General features: G+C 52.6%; 10 protein-coding genes, 1 tRNA gene and 1 pseudogene. All 12 read right to left on the bottom strand.

The window, feature by feature from the left end:
- Nucleotides 1–272: 272 nt before the first annotated feature.
- Nucleotides 273–1,343, bottom strand: a complete 1,071-nt coding sequence (queA, locus tag IR141_RS05315; protein WP_135034615.1) for a tRNA preQ1(34) S-adenosylmethionine ribosyltransferase-isomerase QueA — start codon at nucleotides 1,341–1,343, stop codon at nucleotides 273–275.
- Between the two features lie 653 nt (nucleotides 1,344–1,996).
- Entirely contained in the window at nucleotides 1,997–3,337 is a 1,341-nt protein-coding gene (locus tag IR141_RS05310) for an NCS2 family permease (RefSeq protein WP_135034614.1), read from the bottom strand.
- An 885-nt stretch (nucleotides 3,338–4,222) separates the two neighbouring features.
- The gene (gene rpoC, locus IR141_RS05305; RefSeq protein WP_135034613.1) at nucleotides 4,223–8,398 is read right to left on the bottom strand and encodes a DNA-directed RNA polymerase subunit beta'; all 4,176 of its coding nucleotides are present in this window, start codon (nucleotides 8,396–8,398) and stop codon (nucleotides 4,223–4,225) included.
- Nucleotides 8,399–8,606: 208 nt separating this feature from the next.
- Nucleotides 8,607–12,785 carry a DNA-directed RNA polymerase subunit beta gene (gene rpoB, locus IR141_RS05300; protein WP_135034612.1) on the bottom strand — a complete coding sequence of 1,393 codons (4,179 nt, stop codon included), beginning with the start codon at nucleotides 12,783–12,785 and terminating at the stop codon, nucleotides 8,607–8,609.
- A gap of 251 nt (nucleotides 12,786–13,036) precedes the next feature.
- The gene (gene rplL / locus IR141_RS05295) at nucleotides 13,037–13,411 is read right to left on the bottom strand and encodes a 50S ribosomal protein L7/L12 (protein WP_135034611.1); all 375 of its coding nucleotides are present in this window, start codon (nucleotides 13,409–13,411) and stop codon (nucleotides 13,037–13,039) included.
- 50 nt (nucleotides 13,412–13,461) lie between these two features.
- Entirely contained in the window at nucleotides 13,462–13,962 is a 501-nt protein-coding gene (rplJ, locus tag IR141_RS05290) for a 50S ribosomal protein L10 (RefSeq protein WP_135034610.1), read from the bottom strand.
- Between the two features lie 235 nt (nucleotides 13,963–14,197).
- Entirely contained in the window at nucleotides 14,198–14,893 is a 696-nt protein-coding gene (gene rplA, locus IR141_RS05285; RefSeq protein WP_135034609.1) for a 50S ribosomal protein L1, read from the bottom strand.
- Nucleotides 14,893–15,324, bottom strand: a complete 432-nt coding sequence (rplK, locus tag IR141_RS05280; RefSeq protein ID WP_135034608.1) for a 50S ribosomal protein L11 — start codon at nucleotides 15,322–15,324, stop codon at nucleotides 14,893–14,895. The genes rplA and rplK overlap by 1 nt, the downstream gene beginning before the upstream one ends.
- Before the next feature lie 114 nt (nucleotides 15,325–15,438).
- Nucleotides 15,439–15,975: a transcription termination/antitermination protein NusG gene (gene nusG / locus IR141_RS05275; protein WP_135034607.1), complete on the bottom strand. Its 537-nt coding sequence runs from the start codon at nucleotides 15,973–15,975 to the stop codon at nucleotides 15,439–15,441.
- A 2-nt stretch (nucleotides 15,976–15,977) separates the two neighbouring features.
- On the bottom strand, nucleotides 15,978–16,427 hold the full coding sequence (gene secE, locus IR141_RS05270) for a preprotein translocase subunit SecE (RefSeq protein WP_135034606.1): 450 nt from the start codon (nucleotides 16,425–16,427) through the stop codon (nucleotides 15,978–15,980).
- Nucleotides 16,428–16,591: 164 nt separating this feature from the next.
- A tRNA-Trp gene (locus tag IR141_RS05265) sits at nucleotides 16,592–16,667 on the bottom strand.
- Between the two features lie 9 nt (nucleotides 16,668–16,676).
- A pseudogene (locus IR141_RS05260) lies at nucleotides 16,677–16,897 on the bottom strand (elongation factor Tu); the annotation flags it as partial.

Below are 16,897 nucleotides of genomic sequence, written 5' to 3'. Positions count from 1 at the left end.
GGCCGTCTGAAAAAACGCAAGAAAACCATAAGGCCGTCTGAAATGCTTCTATCCCGTCATCCCGGCGCAGGCGGGAAGCCGGCTTTAAAACCATCAAGTATTTTATTTACAAAAAACAACAAACAACCGGATTCCCGCCTGCACGGGGCAACACAGCAGACTTGCCGAGCCGACAGCGATGGCTGAATATTTCAGACGGCCTGAATAATTTTGCAAATAAATTTTGCAAAGGCTTCGGCCTTGTATATTTTACAAAGCGCAAAGCCTCACCGTCATCCCCCTGCTGGGGTTCGGGCGGGCTGTTTGGGCAGCCCGTTTTCCCGCCCCAGCAGCATGGCATCACCGTAGCTGAAAAAGCGGTATTGCTGCCGCACGGCATGGCAGTAAACGGCGCGGATGTGATCCATGCCCGAAAATGCGCCCACCAGCATCAGCAGGGTAGACTTGGGCAGGTGGAAGTTGGTAATCAGGCGGTCGGCCACACGGAAACGGTAGCCAGGGGTGATGAAAATATCGGTGTCGCCCTCTCCCGCTTTCAGACGGCCGGTTGCGCGGGCGGCCGATTCGAGCGCGCGCATCGAGGTGGTGCCCACCGCCCACACGCGGTTGCCGCGCTCTTTGGCGGCTTCAACGGCCGCCACGGTTTCGGGCGGCACGCTGAACCATTCGCTGTGCATTTTGTGTTCGGCGATATTTTCCACCCGCACAGGCTGAAACGTGCCCGCGCCCACATGAAGCGTAACCTCTGCCGTGTGCACACCTTTGCTGCGCAGGGTTTGCAGCAGCACATCGGTAAAATGCAGGCCGGCAGTGGGGGCAGCCACCGCACCCTGATGTTTGGCATACACGGTTTGATAGCGTTCGCTGTCGCCATCATCGGCGGCTCGGCCGATATAGGGCGGCAGTGGCAAATGACCGCTTTGTTCGAGAATGTCATACACGCTCAGGCCGCTGTCGAAGCGCAGGCAGAACAGCCCGTCCGCCGAACGCGCTTCCATCACCGCACGGATGCCGCCGTCAAACATCAAAACGCCGCCCGCCTTGGGCGGCTTAGACGCGCGGATATGCGCCAGCGCGTGCCGGCGGCCGGTAATGCGCTCGATTAAAGCCTCGATTCTGCCACCGCTTTCTTTGATGCCGAACAGCCGCGCCTTCATCACTTTGGTGTTGTTAAACACCAAAACATCGCCTGCCGCCGCATAATCGGGCAGCGCCGCAAACAGCGAATCCTCAAGCGGCCTGCCGGGCAGCGCGGCCAGCAGGCGGCTGCCGCCGCGCTCGGCGGGGGGGTGTTGGGCAATCAGGGTTTCAGGCAGCTCGAAATCGAAATCGGAAATACGCATGGCGGGCAAAAAACAAACTAACGGTTTGGGAAAACAGGATTGAAGGCAGGATTATAGTCTAATTCCATCCGCTTCCGATATCGGCCGGCGCACGCAGAGCGCGCGGCAAGGCAAGGGCAGCCGTGCCTGAACAAAGCAGGCGCAACCTGTTTTGTGCAGCCAGAAACCTGCCGGCAATCTTTGAATCAAAAAGGCCGTCTGAAAACCTGTTCAGACGGCCTGAATAGTCCGCATCAGCAATGCGCTTGCCCACTGCCGCGTGTTCTGCACACAACCAGGGGAGCGGCCTCGGTGCGGCACCGCAAAAGACGGAGCAGACTCTTCTGCATAATCAAGCAGACAAATAATTCTGCTGCGGCATTGCCGCCCCAAAAAGCAGCCCGGCCGCTATACGTTTCAGCACCCGGGTGGAACAGCCGAAGCGGTGCTGCCCGAAATGCTGCGCTCCGGCAGGTTCAGGCCGTCTGAAAAAACGGCGGGGAAATGGCGCGGCATCGCAAAGTCGGTTGGGTTCTGATTGTTAGGGGCAGTCCGGATATCTGCCTTGATTGCGGTGAAGCCGCCCTGCCCCGCTGCGGCCTTGCCGCGCTATCCGGTTGTTTGCGGCTTGTTTGGGGTGAAAACAGTGAATCGACCGTTATCCGCCGGGCGGTTTATGCGCCCAAAAACCAGAATTTGGCCGCCCACGCCAGCGCGACCGCCCACACCATCGGCGGCACGTCTTTGGCGCGGCCGCACAAAAGTTTGATAACGGCGTAGCTGATAAAGCCCATGGCGATGCCGTCTGCAATCGAATAAGAAAACGGCATGAACACGATGGTTAAAAACGCGGGGGCGGCTTCGGTGATGTCGTTCCAGTCGATATCGGCGGCACTGCGCAGCATATGCACGCCCACATACAGCAGCGCGGGGGCGGTGGCAAATGCGGGCACGCTCTGCACCAGCGGCGAAAACCACAAACAGGCCAGCATTAACACACCCACGGTTACGGCGGTCAAACCCGTACGCCCGCCTGCCGACACGCCCGCCGCGCTTTCAACATAGGGCGTGGTGGACGATGTGCCCAACGCCGCGCCCGCCACGATGGCGGTAGAATCGGCGAGCAGGGCTTTTTGCAGGCGCGGCAGTTTGCCGTTTACCAGCAGCCCGGCGCGGTGGGAAACGCCGACCAGCGTGCCGGTGCTGTCGAACAAGTCCACCAAGAAAAACACGAAAATCACGCTGATCATGCTGATGTTGAACAAGCCGCTGAAATCCATCTGCATGAATGTGGGGGCAATGGCGGGAATTTGGCCGACCACGCCTTTAAACTCGGTCAAACCCAGCGCGGCGGCAATGCCGGTTAAAGCCAAAATGGTGAGGATAATCGCGCCGCGTATGCGGAAATAATCCAACCCAATCACCATTGCGAAGCCAAAAAAGGTGAGCAAAACCGGCCAGTTGGGCAGCTTTGCTCCGTTGTTTTCTACATAGAAATCGCCCATTTTCACCAGCGTGGCGGGGCTGTCGATAACGATGCCTGCGCCTTTGAGGGCAATCAGGGCGAGAAACAGGCCGATGCCGGCGGCTATCGACATTTTCAGGCTCATCGGCAGCGCGTTCACAATCGCTTCGCGCACTTTGAAAAAACTGAATAAAATAAAGATGATGCCCGACATAAACACCGCGCCGAGCGCAACCTGCCACGGCACGCCCATGCCTTTGACCACAGCAAAAGTGAAATAAGCGTTCAAGCCCATGCCGGGTGCCAGCGCAATCGGATAATTCGCCAGCAGCCCCATAACCAGGCAGCCGATGGCGGCGGAAATACAAGTGGCCACAAACACTGCGCCCATATCCATGCCGGTTTCCGACAGAATCAGCGGGTTGACAATCACGATGTAACACATCGCCAAAAAGGTGGTAAGGCCGGCCAGAAGCTCGGTGCGCACATCGGTGCCGTGTTTGTCGAGCTGAAACAGCCGCTCTAAAAGATGATGCTGCGGGTTGTTCATCAAAAACTTCCTTTAAGGTTGAAACCCCGCTGCGGCAGCGCACAAGCTGCACAATCGGGGCTGAAATAAAACAGCCGCATTATAGCGGATTTGCCCGCATATTTGACCTGATGGGGCGTGCTGCGGCCGGCAACAATGGTTCCGTTGTTTTTGAGTATGCCGGAAAGCGGCACGGCACGACCGTGCTTTCGGGCATCCCGGCAATATTTGAACACGCCCAAACGGGTATTCGGGCAAAAACAAAACGCAAACAACACCGGGGTTCCAACACTTTCAGGCCGTCTGAAAAACAGGCATAGCGTGTTCCCGCATTCAGAAAATAGGTGGCGCGGCATCTTTCAGACGGCTGCTGTTTCACTTGCCGTATAGCGCGGCCTGAATGCAATCGTGAAACGGCTGCACTTTCGCTGCAACGCCACAGGTTTTGCTCCGCCAACGCCCGTCAACACGGGCAGACAGCCCTCAAGGCCGTCTGAAAATACCCCTGCCCCCGCAAATCTGCCCTGCTCGTGTGAAAATCCGAGTGAAACTACCAAATCAATCAGATGCAAAGTGCTTGGATTGCGTTTGCGCAGAAGCGGTGGGGCGATAACGGCATTTCTGATATTTTTTGGATGGTACAAAAGCAGATATTGGGAAAGGCCGTCTAAAAAAGTTTTCAGACGGCCTGAGAGTGTTGGAAAAGGGGAAGGTATTCACAATACAGTCCGCCCGCCAAATAAGTTTCAGGCAAGTGCAGCCGCTTCACGGCGGGAACCGTTTTTGCCTGCACATAAGGCCGCAAACTCCCCCATCGCGGCCTGCCCGGGTTTTCGATGTATAAAAAACACCGGCTGCTTTTGCAACCGGTGTTCCGGCAGACCTTACGGCCTGCAATGCTGCGGCTTATTCGGCTTCTTTCACCTGCTCGGCCACTTCGGCTTCGTGATGCGCCTGCCATACCTGGCGGCGGGTGCGGTGGTAGGTCAACCCCGTGCCAGCAGGAATCAGACGGCCGACAATCACGTTTTCTTTCAGACCGCGCAGTTCGTCCTGCTTACCCATAATGGCTGCTTCGGTGAGCACACGGGTGGTTTCTTGGAACGATGCGGCCGAAATGAAGCTGTCGGTTGAAAGCGAGGCTTTGGTAATGCCCAACAACACGTTATCATAGCGTGCAAGCTCTTTGCCCTCGGCTGCCGCTTTTTCGTTGGCCAGGGTAACATCGCTGCGCTCTACCTGCTCGCCGGTGATGAAGCCTGTTTCACCGCCGTCTGCGATATTCACGCGGCGCAGCATCTGGCGGATAATCACCTCGATGTGTTTGTCGGAAATCTTCACGCCCTGCAGGCGGTAAACTTCCTGCACTTCTTGCACGATGTAGCGCGCCAAGGCTTCGATGCCTTGCAGGCGCAGAATGTCGTGCGGATCGACTGCGCCGTCCACGATGGTTTCGCCGCGGTTTACCACTTGCCCATCGTGCACCAGAATCTGTTTCTCTTTGGAAATCAGAGTTTCGTAAGCCACACCGTCAACATCGGTGATAATCAGGCGCTGTTTGCCTTTGGTTTCTTTGCCAAACGACACGGTGCCGGTTACTTCGGCCAGCATGCCGGCATCTTTGGGTACGCGGGCTTCAAACAGCTCGGCCACACGCGGCAGACCGCCGGTGATGTCGCGGGTTTTGGAAGAAGCCTGCGGAATGCGCGCCAGCACATCGCCCTTGCCGATTTCCTGCCCTTCGCGCACGGTAATCACGGCACCGACTGGGAAAGCCATGGAAACAGCGGTGCTGGTTCCGGGAATGCACACTTCTTCGCCGTTTTCGTTGAGCAGTTTCACGGTGGGGCGCAGCAGTTTGGATGCGGAGGCCGAACGGCGTTTGCCGTCAATCACCACCAGTGTGGACAAACCGGTTACATCATCGGTTTGTTTGGCAACGGTTACGCCCTCTTCCACATTCTCGAATTTCACCAAACCGGCGTGTTCGGTAATCATCGGGCGGGTGTGCGGATCCCAGGTTGCCAGCGTTTGACCGGCTTTCACCGATGCACCGTCCTGCACCAGCAAAATGGCACCGTATGGCACTTTGTGGCGTTCGCGCTCACGGCCGATTTCGTCATGAATCACCACTTCGCAGGAGCGGCCGATAACCACCAGCTCGCCTTTGTTGTTGGCAACATAACGCATCTGGCTGCTGAAACGGGCGGTGCCGTTGGATTTGGCTTCCACTTGACTGGCGGCGGCGGCACGCGATGCGGCACCGCCGATGTGGAAGGTGCGCATGGTCAGCTGGGTACCCGGCTCGCCGATGGATTGGGCGGCAATCACGCCGACAGCTTCGCCGGTATTGACCAGTTTGCCGCGCGCCAAATCGCGCCCGTAGCAGTGGGCGCACAGGCCGTAGCGGGTTTTACAGGTAATCGGGGTGCGTACTTTCACTTCATCGATGCCGGACTGGTCGATTAAATCGACTAACTGCTCGTTCAGCAGTGTGCCGGCTTCCACCAGCGTTGCGCCGGAAGAGTCCACCACATCGGCAGCGGTTACCCGGCCGAGAATACGGTCGCGCAGCGGCTCGATAACATCACCGCCCTGCACCACGGCCTTCATCACAAAGCCGTCTGAAGTGCCGCAATCGTCTTCCACTACAACCAAATCTTGGGTTACGTCCACCAAACGGCGGGTCAGATAACCGGAGTTGGCGGTTTTCAAGGCGGTGTCGGCCAAACCTTTACGCGCGCCGTGGGTGGCGATAAAGTATTGCAATACCGTCAAACCTTCACGGAAATTGGAAGTGATCGGCGTTTCGATAATCGAACCGTCCGGCTTCGCCATCAGGCCGCGCATACCGGAAAGCTGTTTGATTTGCGCTGCCGAGCCGCGGGCACCCGAGTCGGCCATCATATAGATGGAGTTGAACGACTCCTGATCCACTTCGTTGCCTTCGCGGTCGATCACTTTTTGTTTGGAAAGATTGTCCATCATGGCTTTGGCGATTTTGTCGCCGGCACGCCCCCAGATATCGACCACTTTGTTGTAGCGCTCGCCGTTGGTAACCAAACCTTGGCGGTATTGGTTTTCGATTTCCTTCACTTCGCCTTGCGCTTCGGCCAACAGGGCGGCTTTTTCTTTAGGAATTTCCATGTCGTCCACGCAAATCGAGATGCCGCCTTTGGCCGCATAGGCAAAGCCGGTGTACATCAGGTGGTCGGCAAAAATCACGGTATCGCGCAGGCCGCACAGGCGGAACGAGGCGTTAATCAGCTTGGAAATCTCTTTCTTTTTAAGCGTTTTATTAATATATTCAAACGGCAGCCTTTTGGGCAGGATTTCACTCAGCAACGCACGGCCGACAGTAGTTTCGTAGCGTTTCAACACCGGCTCCTGCCCGCCTTGCCCATTGCGCTCCCACTCGCGCAGACGCACGGTGATTTTGGTGCCCAGTTCCACTTGATTGGTGTGGTAGGCGCGGTGCACCTCCCTCACATCGGCAAACAGGCTGCCTTCGCCCTTGCCGTTGATGCGGTCGCGGGTCATATAATACAGGCCCAATACGATGTCTTGCGAAGGCACAATAATCGGCTCTCCGTTGGCGGGCGACAACACATTGTTGGAAGCCAGCATCAATGTGCGCGCTTCCATTTGCGCCTCAAGACTCAATGGAACGTGAACGGCCATTTGGTCGCCGTCGAAGTCGGCGTTAAACGCGGCACATACCAAGGGGTGCAGCTGAATGGCCTTGCCTTCGATCAGAATCGGTTCAAACGCCTGAATGCCCAAGCGGTGCAGTGTCGGCGCACGGTTGAGCATAATCGGGTGCTCTCGGATAACCTCTTCCAAGATATCCCAAACTTCAGGCACTTCCTGTTCCACCAGTTTTTTGGCGGCTTTCACGGTTGATGCCTGACCCTGCTTTTCCAGCTTGTGGAAAATAAACGGTTTAAACAGCTCCAATGCCATTTTTTTAGGCAGACCGCATTGGTGCAGGCGCAGATAAGGGCCTACGGTAATCACGGAACGGCCAGAATAATCAACCCGTTTACCCAGCAGGTTTTGACGGAAACGGCCGCCCTTGCCTTTAATCATGTCGGCCAGCGATTTAAGCGGGCGCTTGTTGGCGCCGGTCATGGCCTTGCCGCGGCGGCCGTTGTCGAGCAACGAATCCACAGCTTCTTGCAGCATACGTTTTTCGTTGCGCACGATAATGTCGGGAGCGTGCAACTCCAGCAGGCGTTTCAGGCGGTTGTTGCGGTTGATGACGCGGCGGTATAAATCATTCAGATCGGAAGTGGCGAAGCGCCCGCCGTCAAGCGGCACCAGCGGACGCAAATCCGGCGGCAACACCGGCAGCACGTCCATAATCATCCATTCGAGCTTCATGCCGCTGCGCTGGAAAGCTTCCAGCACTTTCAGGCGTTTGGCAATTTTTTTGATTTTGGTGTCGGAGCCGGTAGATTCCAACTCTTGGCGCAGAATTTCTACTTCTGAAGCAATATTGAGCATACGCAGCAGCTCGCGGATACCTTCGGCACCCATTTTGGCATCGAAATCATCGCCGTATTCTTCGAGCTTGGCATAGTAGTCGTCTTCGGTCAGCAGCTGACCGCGTTGCAGCGGGGTCATGCCGGGGTCGGTTACCACATAGGCTTCAAAATACAGCACGCGCTCGATATCGCGCAGGGTCATGTCCAACACCATGCCCAAACGCGAGGGCAGCGATTTCAAAAACCAGATGTGCGCAACGGGCGCAGCCAGTTCGATGTGGCCCATGCGTTCGCGGCGCACTTTGGAAAGGGTAACTTCCACGCCGCATTTTTCGCAGGTTACGCCTTTGAATTTCAGGCGTTTGTATTTGCCGCACAAGCATTCGTAATCTTTTACCGGGCCGAAGATTTTGGCACAGAACAAACCATCGCGCTCGGGCTTGAAGGTACGGTAGTTGATGGTTTCGGGTTTTTTCACTTCGCCGTAAGACCACGAGCGGATGGTTTCGGGTGAGGCAATACCGATTTTGATGGCATCAAATTCTTCTTCTATGCCGGCAGATTGCAACGGATTGAACAGGTTCATTAAATTCATTTTGGCTCCTTAGAAGGAAGTATTGTTGGCAGCAATGCGGATATTCGGTTCAGGTTGCATGGCAGGGCTTTTCAGACGGCCTGATATTGCCCGCGCGGTTTTATGCCGTTTTACAGACACCGCCGTCAGCTTGCCGGCTCTTGCCGGCGCAGCCCCTATGCCTTTTTCAGACGGCCCGGAACACACAGGCCGTCTGAAAACCTGTTGGTCAATAACGTTCCAAATCGATATCCAAGCCCAGCGAGCGGATTTCTTTAACCAATACGTTAAACGATTCGGGCATACCGGCATCGATTTTATGCTCGCCTTTCACAATATTTTCATACATTTTGGTGCGGCCTGTTACATCATCGGACTTCACAGTCAGCATCTCTTGCAGGGTATAGGCTGCGCCGTAGGCCTCAAGCGCCCATACCTCCATCTCACCGAAACGCTGGCCGCCGAACTGCGCCTTGCCGCCCAGCGGCTGTTGGGTAACCAGGCTGTAGGGGCCGGTTGAGCGGGCGTGCATTTTTTCGTCTACCAAGTGGTGCAGTTTCAGGTAGTGCATCACACCCACGGTTACTTTGCGGTCAAACGCTTCGCCGGAACGGCCGTCATACAGGGTAATCTGGGTTTTGCTGTCGTTGAAACCGAGTTTCTGCACTTCGGCATCGCTATCCGGATAGGCCAAATCCAACATACTGTAGATTTCGTTTTCTTTGGCACCGTCAAACACCGGCGAAGCGAAAGTGGCGCCGTGCTTCAGATTGGCGGCCAACTCTAGAATTTCATCATCGCTCAACTCATCGAGGTTTTCCCGCTTGCCGCTGCCGTTATACAGCTGGTTTAAGAAGGCGCGGATTTCTCCCGCTTTGCGCTGTTCGGCCAGCATACGCTCGATACGCTCGCCGATGCCTTTTGCCGCCCAGCCCAAATGCACTTCGAGAATCTGGCCGATATTCATACGGCTGGGTACGCCCAACGGATTCAACACGATGTCGACAGGACGACCGTCTGCCATGTAGGGCATATCTTCCACAGGCAGAATGCGCGATACCACGCCTTTGTTGCCGTGACGGCCTGCCATTTTGTCGCCTGCCTGCAGGCGGCGTTTGATGGCGATAAACACTTTCACCATTTTTTGCACGCCGGGCTGCAATTCATCGCCCTGGGTCAGCTTTTTCTTTTTAATCTCATACAGTTCTTCGGCTTCTTCGCGTTTTTGCTGCAGGCTGACTTTAATCAGCTCGAGCTGTTTGGCCAGCGGTTCATCGCTCAAACGGATATCAAACCAATCATGCTTGCTCGGCAACGAAGCCAGATATTCGGCAGTAATTTTGCTGCCTTTGGCCAACTTCAGCGGGCCGCCGTTGGCTTTCTGTCCGACTATCATGCGCTCGATACGGCTGAAAGCATCGTTGTCGAAAATACGCAGCTGGTCGCTCAGATCCTGGCGGTAGCGTTTGAGCTCGGCATCGATAATCGATTGGGCGCGTTTGTCGCGCTGGATGCCTTCGCGGGTAAACACCTGCACATCAATCACCGTGCCGCTCATACCGGTGGGCATACGCAGCGAAGTGTCTTTCACATCGGAAGCTTTTTCACCGAAAATGGCACGCAGCAGTTTTTCTTCGGGAGTAAGCTGGGTTTCGCCTTTGGGGGTAACTTTACCTACCAGCACATCGCCGGCCTCTACTTCGGCACCGATATACACAATACCCGATTCGTCCAAACGGTTTTGCATCCGCTCCGACAGGTTGGGAATATCGCGGGTAATGTCTTCCGCACCCAATTTGGTATCCCGCGCCACCACATTCAATTCTTCGATGTGGATGGAGGTGTAGCGGTCATCCGCAGCGACTTTTTCTGAAATCAGAATCGAATCTTCATAGTTGTAGCCGTTCCACGGCATGAAGGCGATGGTCATGTTTTGACCCAAAGCCAGCTCGCCCAAATCGGTGGATGCTCCATCGGCCACCACATCACCGCGCTGCAATACATCGCCCGCTTTCACCACCGGGCGTTGGTTGATATTGGTCGATTGGTTGGAGCGGGTGAATTTCACCAGGTTGTAAATGTCCACCCCCACTTCGCCCGCCGTGGCTTCATCATCGTGTACGCGCACGACAATACGGTTGGCATCCACATATTCCACCACGCCGCCCCTGCGGGCCACAATGGCGGTGGCGGAATCGACAGCCACCGAACGCTCGATACCGGTGCCGACCATCGGTTTTTCAGGACGCAGGCACGGCACCGCCTGACGCTGCATATTCGCCCCCATCAAGGCGCGGTTGGCATCGTCGTGTTCCAGAAACGGAATCAGCGAAGCAGCCACAGAGACCACTTGGCCGGTCGCCACATCCATATATTGCACACGGTCGGCAGTGGCCATAATGGTTTCGCCTTTTTCACGGCAGGTAATCAAATCACCGGTCAAACGGCCGTCTGAATCCAATTCGGCATTGGCCTGCGCAATCACATAGCGCCCCTCTTCAATGGCCGACAAGTAATCGATTTCATTTGTAACCCTGCCTTCCACCACCCGGCGGTAAGGGGTTTCCAAGAAGCCGTATTCGTTAGTGCGGGCAAATACCGACAGCGAATTGATCAAGCCGATGTTCGGCCCTTCGGGCGTTTCAATCGGACACACGCGCCCGTAGTGGGTCGGGTGTACATCGCGCACCTCAAAGCCTGCGCGCTCGCGGGTTAAGCCGCCCGGACCGAGCGCCGATACACGGCGTTTGTGGGTGATTTCCGAAAGAGGGTTGGTTTGATCCATAAACTGGCTCAGTTGGCTGGAGCCGAAAAACTCTTTAATCGCTGCAGAAACGGGTTTGGCATTAATCAAATCGTGCGGCATCAAGTTTTCTGATTCCGCTTGGTTCAAACGCTCTTTCACTGCACGCTCCACACGCGCCAAGCCGCTGCGGAACTGGTTTTCAGTCAATTCGCCGACCGAGCGCACGCGGCGGTTGCCCAAGTGGTCGATATCGTCCACTTCGCCGTGACCGTTGCGCAACTCTACCAAAGTGGCGATAGAAGCCACAATGTCTTCCACACTCAGCACATAGCCGCCCTTTTCGGCCGCTCCGGTAAAAGTTTGGTTCAACAGGCGGCCATACCATGATTCGGCCTGCGCTTCGCCCAACTTCTGCTCGTAAGTACGGGTGTTGAACTTCATACGGCCTACACGCGACAAATCGTAACTGTCTTCACTAAAAAACAGCCGGTTAAACAGCAATTCTACGGCCTCTTCGGTAGGCGGTTCGCCCGGGCGCATCATACGGTAAATCGCCACGCGCGCCGCCTGCTGGTCGGCGGTTTCGTCAGCACGCAAAGTATTGGAAATGTAACCGCCCTGCCCCAACTCATTAATATACAGGGTTTCAATTTTCTCAATAGCGTGAATATCGAATTTTGCCAGCAGTTCTTCGGTGATTTCGTCATTGGCAACTGCCAGCACTTCACCTGTGTCGGGTACGATTAAATCGGCAGCCAACACTCTGCCCAACAGGCTTTCCTGATCCACATCCAAACGGGTAAGACCCGCATTACCTATATCGCGGATATTTTTCGCAGTAATGCGTTTTCCCTTGACAACCAATACGTTGCCTTCTTTATCGACAATATCGAATTTGGCAGTTTCCCCTTTCAGACGGCCTGCAATCAAATCTGTTTGTACGCCGTTTTTAGACAAGTAAAATGTTTCTTTATCGTAGAAAGTATCGAGAATCTGCTCGTTATTGTAGCCTAAGGCTTTGAGCAGAATCGTTACCGGCATCTTGCGGCGGCGGTCAATACGGAAATACAGTAAATCTTTCGGATCAAACTCGAAATCCAACCAAGAGCCGCGGTAGGGAATGATACGGGCAGAAAAAAGCAATTTGCCGGAAGAATGGGTTTTGCCGCGGTCGTGCTCGAAAAACACCCCCGGAGAGCGGTGAAGCTGCGACACGATCACACGCTCGGTACCGTTAATCACAAACGAACCGCTGGGTGTCATCAGCGGGATTTCCCCCATATACACCTCGTTTTCACGCACTTCTTTTACTGTGGGCTTGGAAGCTTCTTTGTCTAAAATCACCAGACGGATTCGCGCACGCAACGGGGCTGCATAAGTGATACCGCGCAATTGGCACTCAGGAATATCGAACAACGGTTCACCCAAGGTGTAATGCACAAATTCCAAACGTGCGTAACCGTTGTGGCTAACAATCGGAAAAATTGAATTAAAGGCCGCCTGGAGACCTTCTTCGCTACGTTTGTCAAAAGGCTTGTCCAACTGCAAAAATTTAGAATAAGAGTCCAGCTGGGTAGCCAACAAAAACGGCACCTCCAACACGTTGGCCCGCTTGGCAAAACTCTTACGGATGCGTTTTTTCTCAGTAAAAGAATAACTCATAAAAAACTCCAGAATAGGGAGGGCTTTTAAAAACTAAGAGACTGAAGCTGCCTTAAACCTGACAGCGATTCGGAATCCGACTGACGATGCCGTCATCGATTGCCTGAAAACTTCGCCACACTTCAAATTTTTACATTTATTTTCAACAAACACAGGAATAAATTGTCAATAAATGTAAATATTCCATTCTTTATCAATAAAAAGCAAAACAAGGCTGGCAGAGCCTGCCAGCCTTTATTCACCACAACGGATTATTTAATTTCAACTTTTGCACCGGCTTCTTCCAGCTGTTTCTGGATATCTTCAGCCTCAGCTTTAGAAACCCCCTCTTTAACGGCTTTGGGGGCACCGTCAACCATATCTTTAGCTTCTTTCAAGCCCAAGCCTGTAATGGCACGAACCACCTTAATCACGCCTACTTTCTGGTCACCGGCAGCAGCCAAGATAACGTCAAACTCAGTTTTCTCTTCAGCGGCGGCACCTGTAGCGGCACCGGCAGGGCCTGCAACAGCAACAGCAGCGGCAGACACACCGAATTTTTCTTCAAAAGCTTTAACCAAGTCGTTCAATTCCATAACAGTTAAAGAACCAACAGCTTCCAAAATGTCTTCTTTAGTAATAGCCATGCTATTCAAACTCCAAATTTATATTAAAAACTTTAATCGAAACAAAATACTTAAGCAGCTTCTTCAGCAACTTTTTTCTCAGCCAGAGCAGCCAAAGCGCGGGCAAAGCCTGAAACAGGTGCCTGCATAACAAACAGCAGTTTGGACAACAGCTCTTCACGGCTTGGAATAGATGCCAACTCGCTTACTTCGGCAGCATTCAATACATTGCCATTGTAAGACCCGGCTTTGATAATGATTTTGTCGTCTTTTTTCGCGAACTGATGCAGCACTTTTGCAGCGGCTACAGCATCTTCAGAAGCGGCGTAAACCAACGGACCTGTCATTTGGTCTGCCAAACCTGCAAATGAAGTACCTTCTACTGCGCGACGGGCCAATGTATTTTTCAGAACGCGCAAATACACGCCTTCTTTACGAGCATTGGCACGAAGCTCTGTCATGCTGGCAACACTGATACCGCGATACTCGGCAACCACCAGAGTTTGTGCATGAGCAATCGCAGCACTAATCTCTTCAACGGCCACCTTCTTGGTTTCAATATTGAGACTCAAGGTCTACCTCCCACTGTTAAACAAAGAAATACCAAAGTATTTCACCAGCGCGGCAACCTAAAAAGACATTTTACAAGAAATACTTGATTATTCGATTCAGGACTACCGTCTGCGTAGGGCAGTTATGATTAAATCTTGCGATCCCTACGGTCTTGGACATCTACTTAAAAAATTAAGTAGCCCACCCATTCAGACGGCCTATTCGGCACATCTCAATAGGCCATCTGAAAATTTTTTAACTACTTATGCTTGAAGCATCAACACGCACACCCGGCCCCATAGTGCTGGATACAGCCACTTTGCGCAAATATTGACCCTTCGCGGCGGCAGGCTTGGCTTTTATGATAGCATCTAACAAAGCATCGAAATTCTCTCGCAAATCAGCCTTAGCAAAAGAAGCTCGACCAATAGTAGCATGCACAATACCAGCCTTATCGGTACGATATTGCACCTGGCCTGCTTTGGCATTTTTTACCGCTTCAGAAACATTCGGGGTTACCGTGCCAACTTTAGGGTTCGGCATTAAACCGCGCGGGCCTAAAATTGTACCCAACTGGCCGACAACACGCATAGCATCAGGAGAGGCAATCACCACATCGAAATTTAGATTGCCTTTCTTCACTTCCTCAGCCAAATCTTCGAAACCCACCACATCCGCACCAGCCACTTTAGCTGCTTCGGCATTCGCACCTTGGGCAAACACAGCAACGCGTGTCACCTTTCCAGTACCCTTGGGTAATACAACCGAGCCACGGATAACTTGATCCGACTTACGGGGATCCACACCCAAATTGAACGAAACATCAACAGACTCATCGAATTTTGCAGTTGCCGCCTCTTTTACCAAAGCAATTGCTTCATCAATCGCATACAGTTTGTTAGCTTCCACCGAGGCCTGCAATGTTTTTAAACGTTTAGAAATTTTAGCCATCACACACCCTCCACATCCAAACCCATAGAGCGGGCTGAGCCAGCAATCGTACGAACCGCAGCATCCAAATCGGCTGCAGTTAGATCAGGCTCTTTAGTTTTTGCAATTTCTTCCAGCTGGGTGCGGGTTACTTTACCCACTTTGTTGGTTAGCGGATTCGAGCTGCCTTTTTGCAAACCGGCTGCTTTTTTCAGCAAAATGGTAGCAGGCGGGGTTTTCATTACAAAAGTGAATGATTTGTCCGCAAATGCAGTAATCACCACAGGAATCGGCAAGCCCGGCTCCATGGATTGAGTAGCAGCATTAAATGCCTTACAAAATTCCATGATATTCAACCCCCGCTGACCCAAAGCCGGCCCCACGGGAGGAGAAGGATTTGCCTTGCCTGCAGGAATCTGCAGCTTGATGTAGCCAATGATTTTCTTTGCCACTTTACATAGCTCCTAATTAAGCGGGTATAACGCGAAAACTTCGCTCCCCAAAAATAGACCCGATATTATACTTTACACAAAACATAATATCAATTTATTTCTATTTGCTGCCAATTACTGAATTTTTTCCACTTGATTAAACTCAAGCTCAACAGGCGTTTCGCGACCGAAAATCTGTACCGAAACGCGCAGCTTATTGCGCTCATAATTGACTTCTTCAACAATCCCGTTAAAGTCGGCAAACGGACCGTCGTTCACACGCACCTGCTGACCGACCTCAAACTCGACCTTAGGCTTAGGTTTTTCAACCCCTGTCTGAACCTGTTGCAAAATTGCATCAACTTCTTTTTGAGAAATCGGCATCGGGCGATTGGCGGTTCCACCGATAAAACCAGAAACCCTGGGAGTGCTTTTTACCAAATGCCAAGAATCATCGGTCATCTCCATTTCAATCAACACATAACCAGGAAAAAACTTGCGTTCACTAATAGTTTTTCGGCCATTTTTAATATCTACCACCTCTTCGACAGGCACCAAAATCTGTCCAAAGCAATCACTCATATTTTCACGCGCAATACGCTCTTTTAAAGTTTTCTGCACGTTTTTTTCAAAACCGGAATAAGCCTGCACAACATACCAACGTTTAGACATTTTTATCCCCTCTTTAACAACAAATCAAAAAACAGCCATGAAATCAAACTGTCTACCGCATAGATAAACAACGACAACACCGCAACAAAGACCACAACAAAAAAAGTCATCCGAACAGCATCTTGACGGGATGGCCAAACAACTTTTTTAAATTCAACAACAGAGTCACGAACATAAACCACCAAACGACGGCCAAAATCGCACCAATAAAATATAATCAACAAACCCACAATCACGCCGACTACAGGAAATAATACCCGCACATATATTGATAGGTTTTGTACGTTATAGAAAGCCCACAATCCTGCCACAACCAGTGCAACCGCAATCGCTAACTTGAAAACGTCACCCCCCTTGGGACCAGAGCCATAACTACGCTCAGAGAACTTAGTTTCCGTCCGCACAAGCCGACCGGGCTTTTTTTCCTTATCCTGCGGTATATTTTCAGCCATCTTTTTTCCAATATGTAATGAAAGACTTCAATGCAGCCTAGCTACATTAAAAAATAATTTAAATGAAGTAATAAAACTTAGCTACCTGAAATTATAAGGAATAAAATAATAATTGCTTGAAACGGTAAAAAATTAACCGGCACAAAGGCCGGTTAATTTTTTATTGGCAGGCCAGGAGGGTCTCGAACCCCCAACCCTCGGTTTTGGAGACCGATACTCTACCAATTGAGCTACTGGCCTCTAAAATAATCAAGCGATGATGGAAGATACCACACCGGCACCCACAGTACGGCCGCCCTCGCGAATCGCAAAGCGCAAACCGTCTTCCATCGCAATCGGCGCGATCAATTCTACCGTGATGGTTACGTTTTCACCCGGCATAACCATTTCCACACCCTCTTCCAAAGTTACCGCGCCGGTAACATCGGTGGTGCGGAAGTAGAACTGCGGACGGTAGTTGGCGAAGAACG

It is taken from the genome of Neisseria sp. 19428wB4_WF04, from assembly GCF_015235335.1.
GTDB lineage: Bacteria > Pseudomonadota > Gammaproteobacteria > Burkholderiales > Neisseriaceae > Neisseria > Neisseria musculi.
Note: the sequence above shows the minus strand (reverse complement) of the source record. Positions and strands in the feature narration are given on the sequence as shown.

Coding starts and splice junctions, on each gene's coding strand:
- rplL (WP_135034611.1), bottom strand. CDS start 13,411: ATGGCTATTACTAAAGAAGACATTTTGGAAGCTGTTGGTTCTTTAACT.
- rpoC (WP_135034613.1), bottom strand. CDS start 8,398: ATGAATTTAATGAACCTGTTCAATCCGTTGCAATCTGCCGGCATAGAA.
- nusG (WP_135034607.1), bottom strand. CDS start 15,975: ATGTCTAAACGTTGGTATGTTGTGCAGGCTTATTCCGGTTTTGAAAAA.
- queA (WP_135034615.1), bottom strand. CDS start 1,343: ATGCGTATTTCCGATTTCGATTTCGAGCTGCCTGAAACCCTGATTGCC.
- secE (WP_135034606.1), bottom strand. CDS start 16,427: ATGGCTGAAAATATACCGCAGGATAAGGAAAAAAAGCCCGGTCGGCTT.
- IR141_RS05310 (WP_135034614.1), bottom strand. CDS start 3,337: ATGAACAACCCGCAGCATCATCTTTTAGAGCGGCTGTTTCAGCTCGAC.
- rpoB (WP_135034612.1), bottom strand. CDS start 12,785: ATGAGTTATTCTTTTACTGAGAAAAAACGCATCCGTAAGAGTTTTGCC.
- rplA (WP_135034609.1), bottom strand. CDS start 14,893: ATGGCTAAAATTTCTAAACGTTTAAAAACATTGCAGGCCTCGGTGGAA.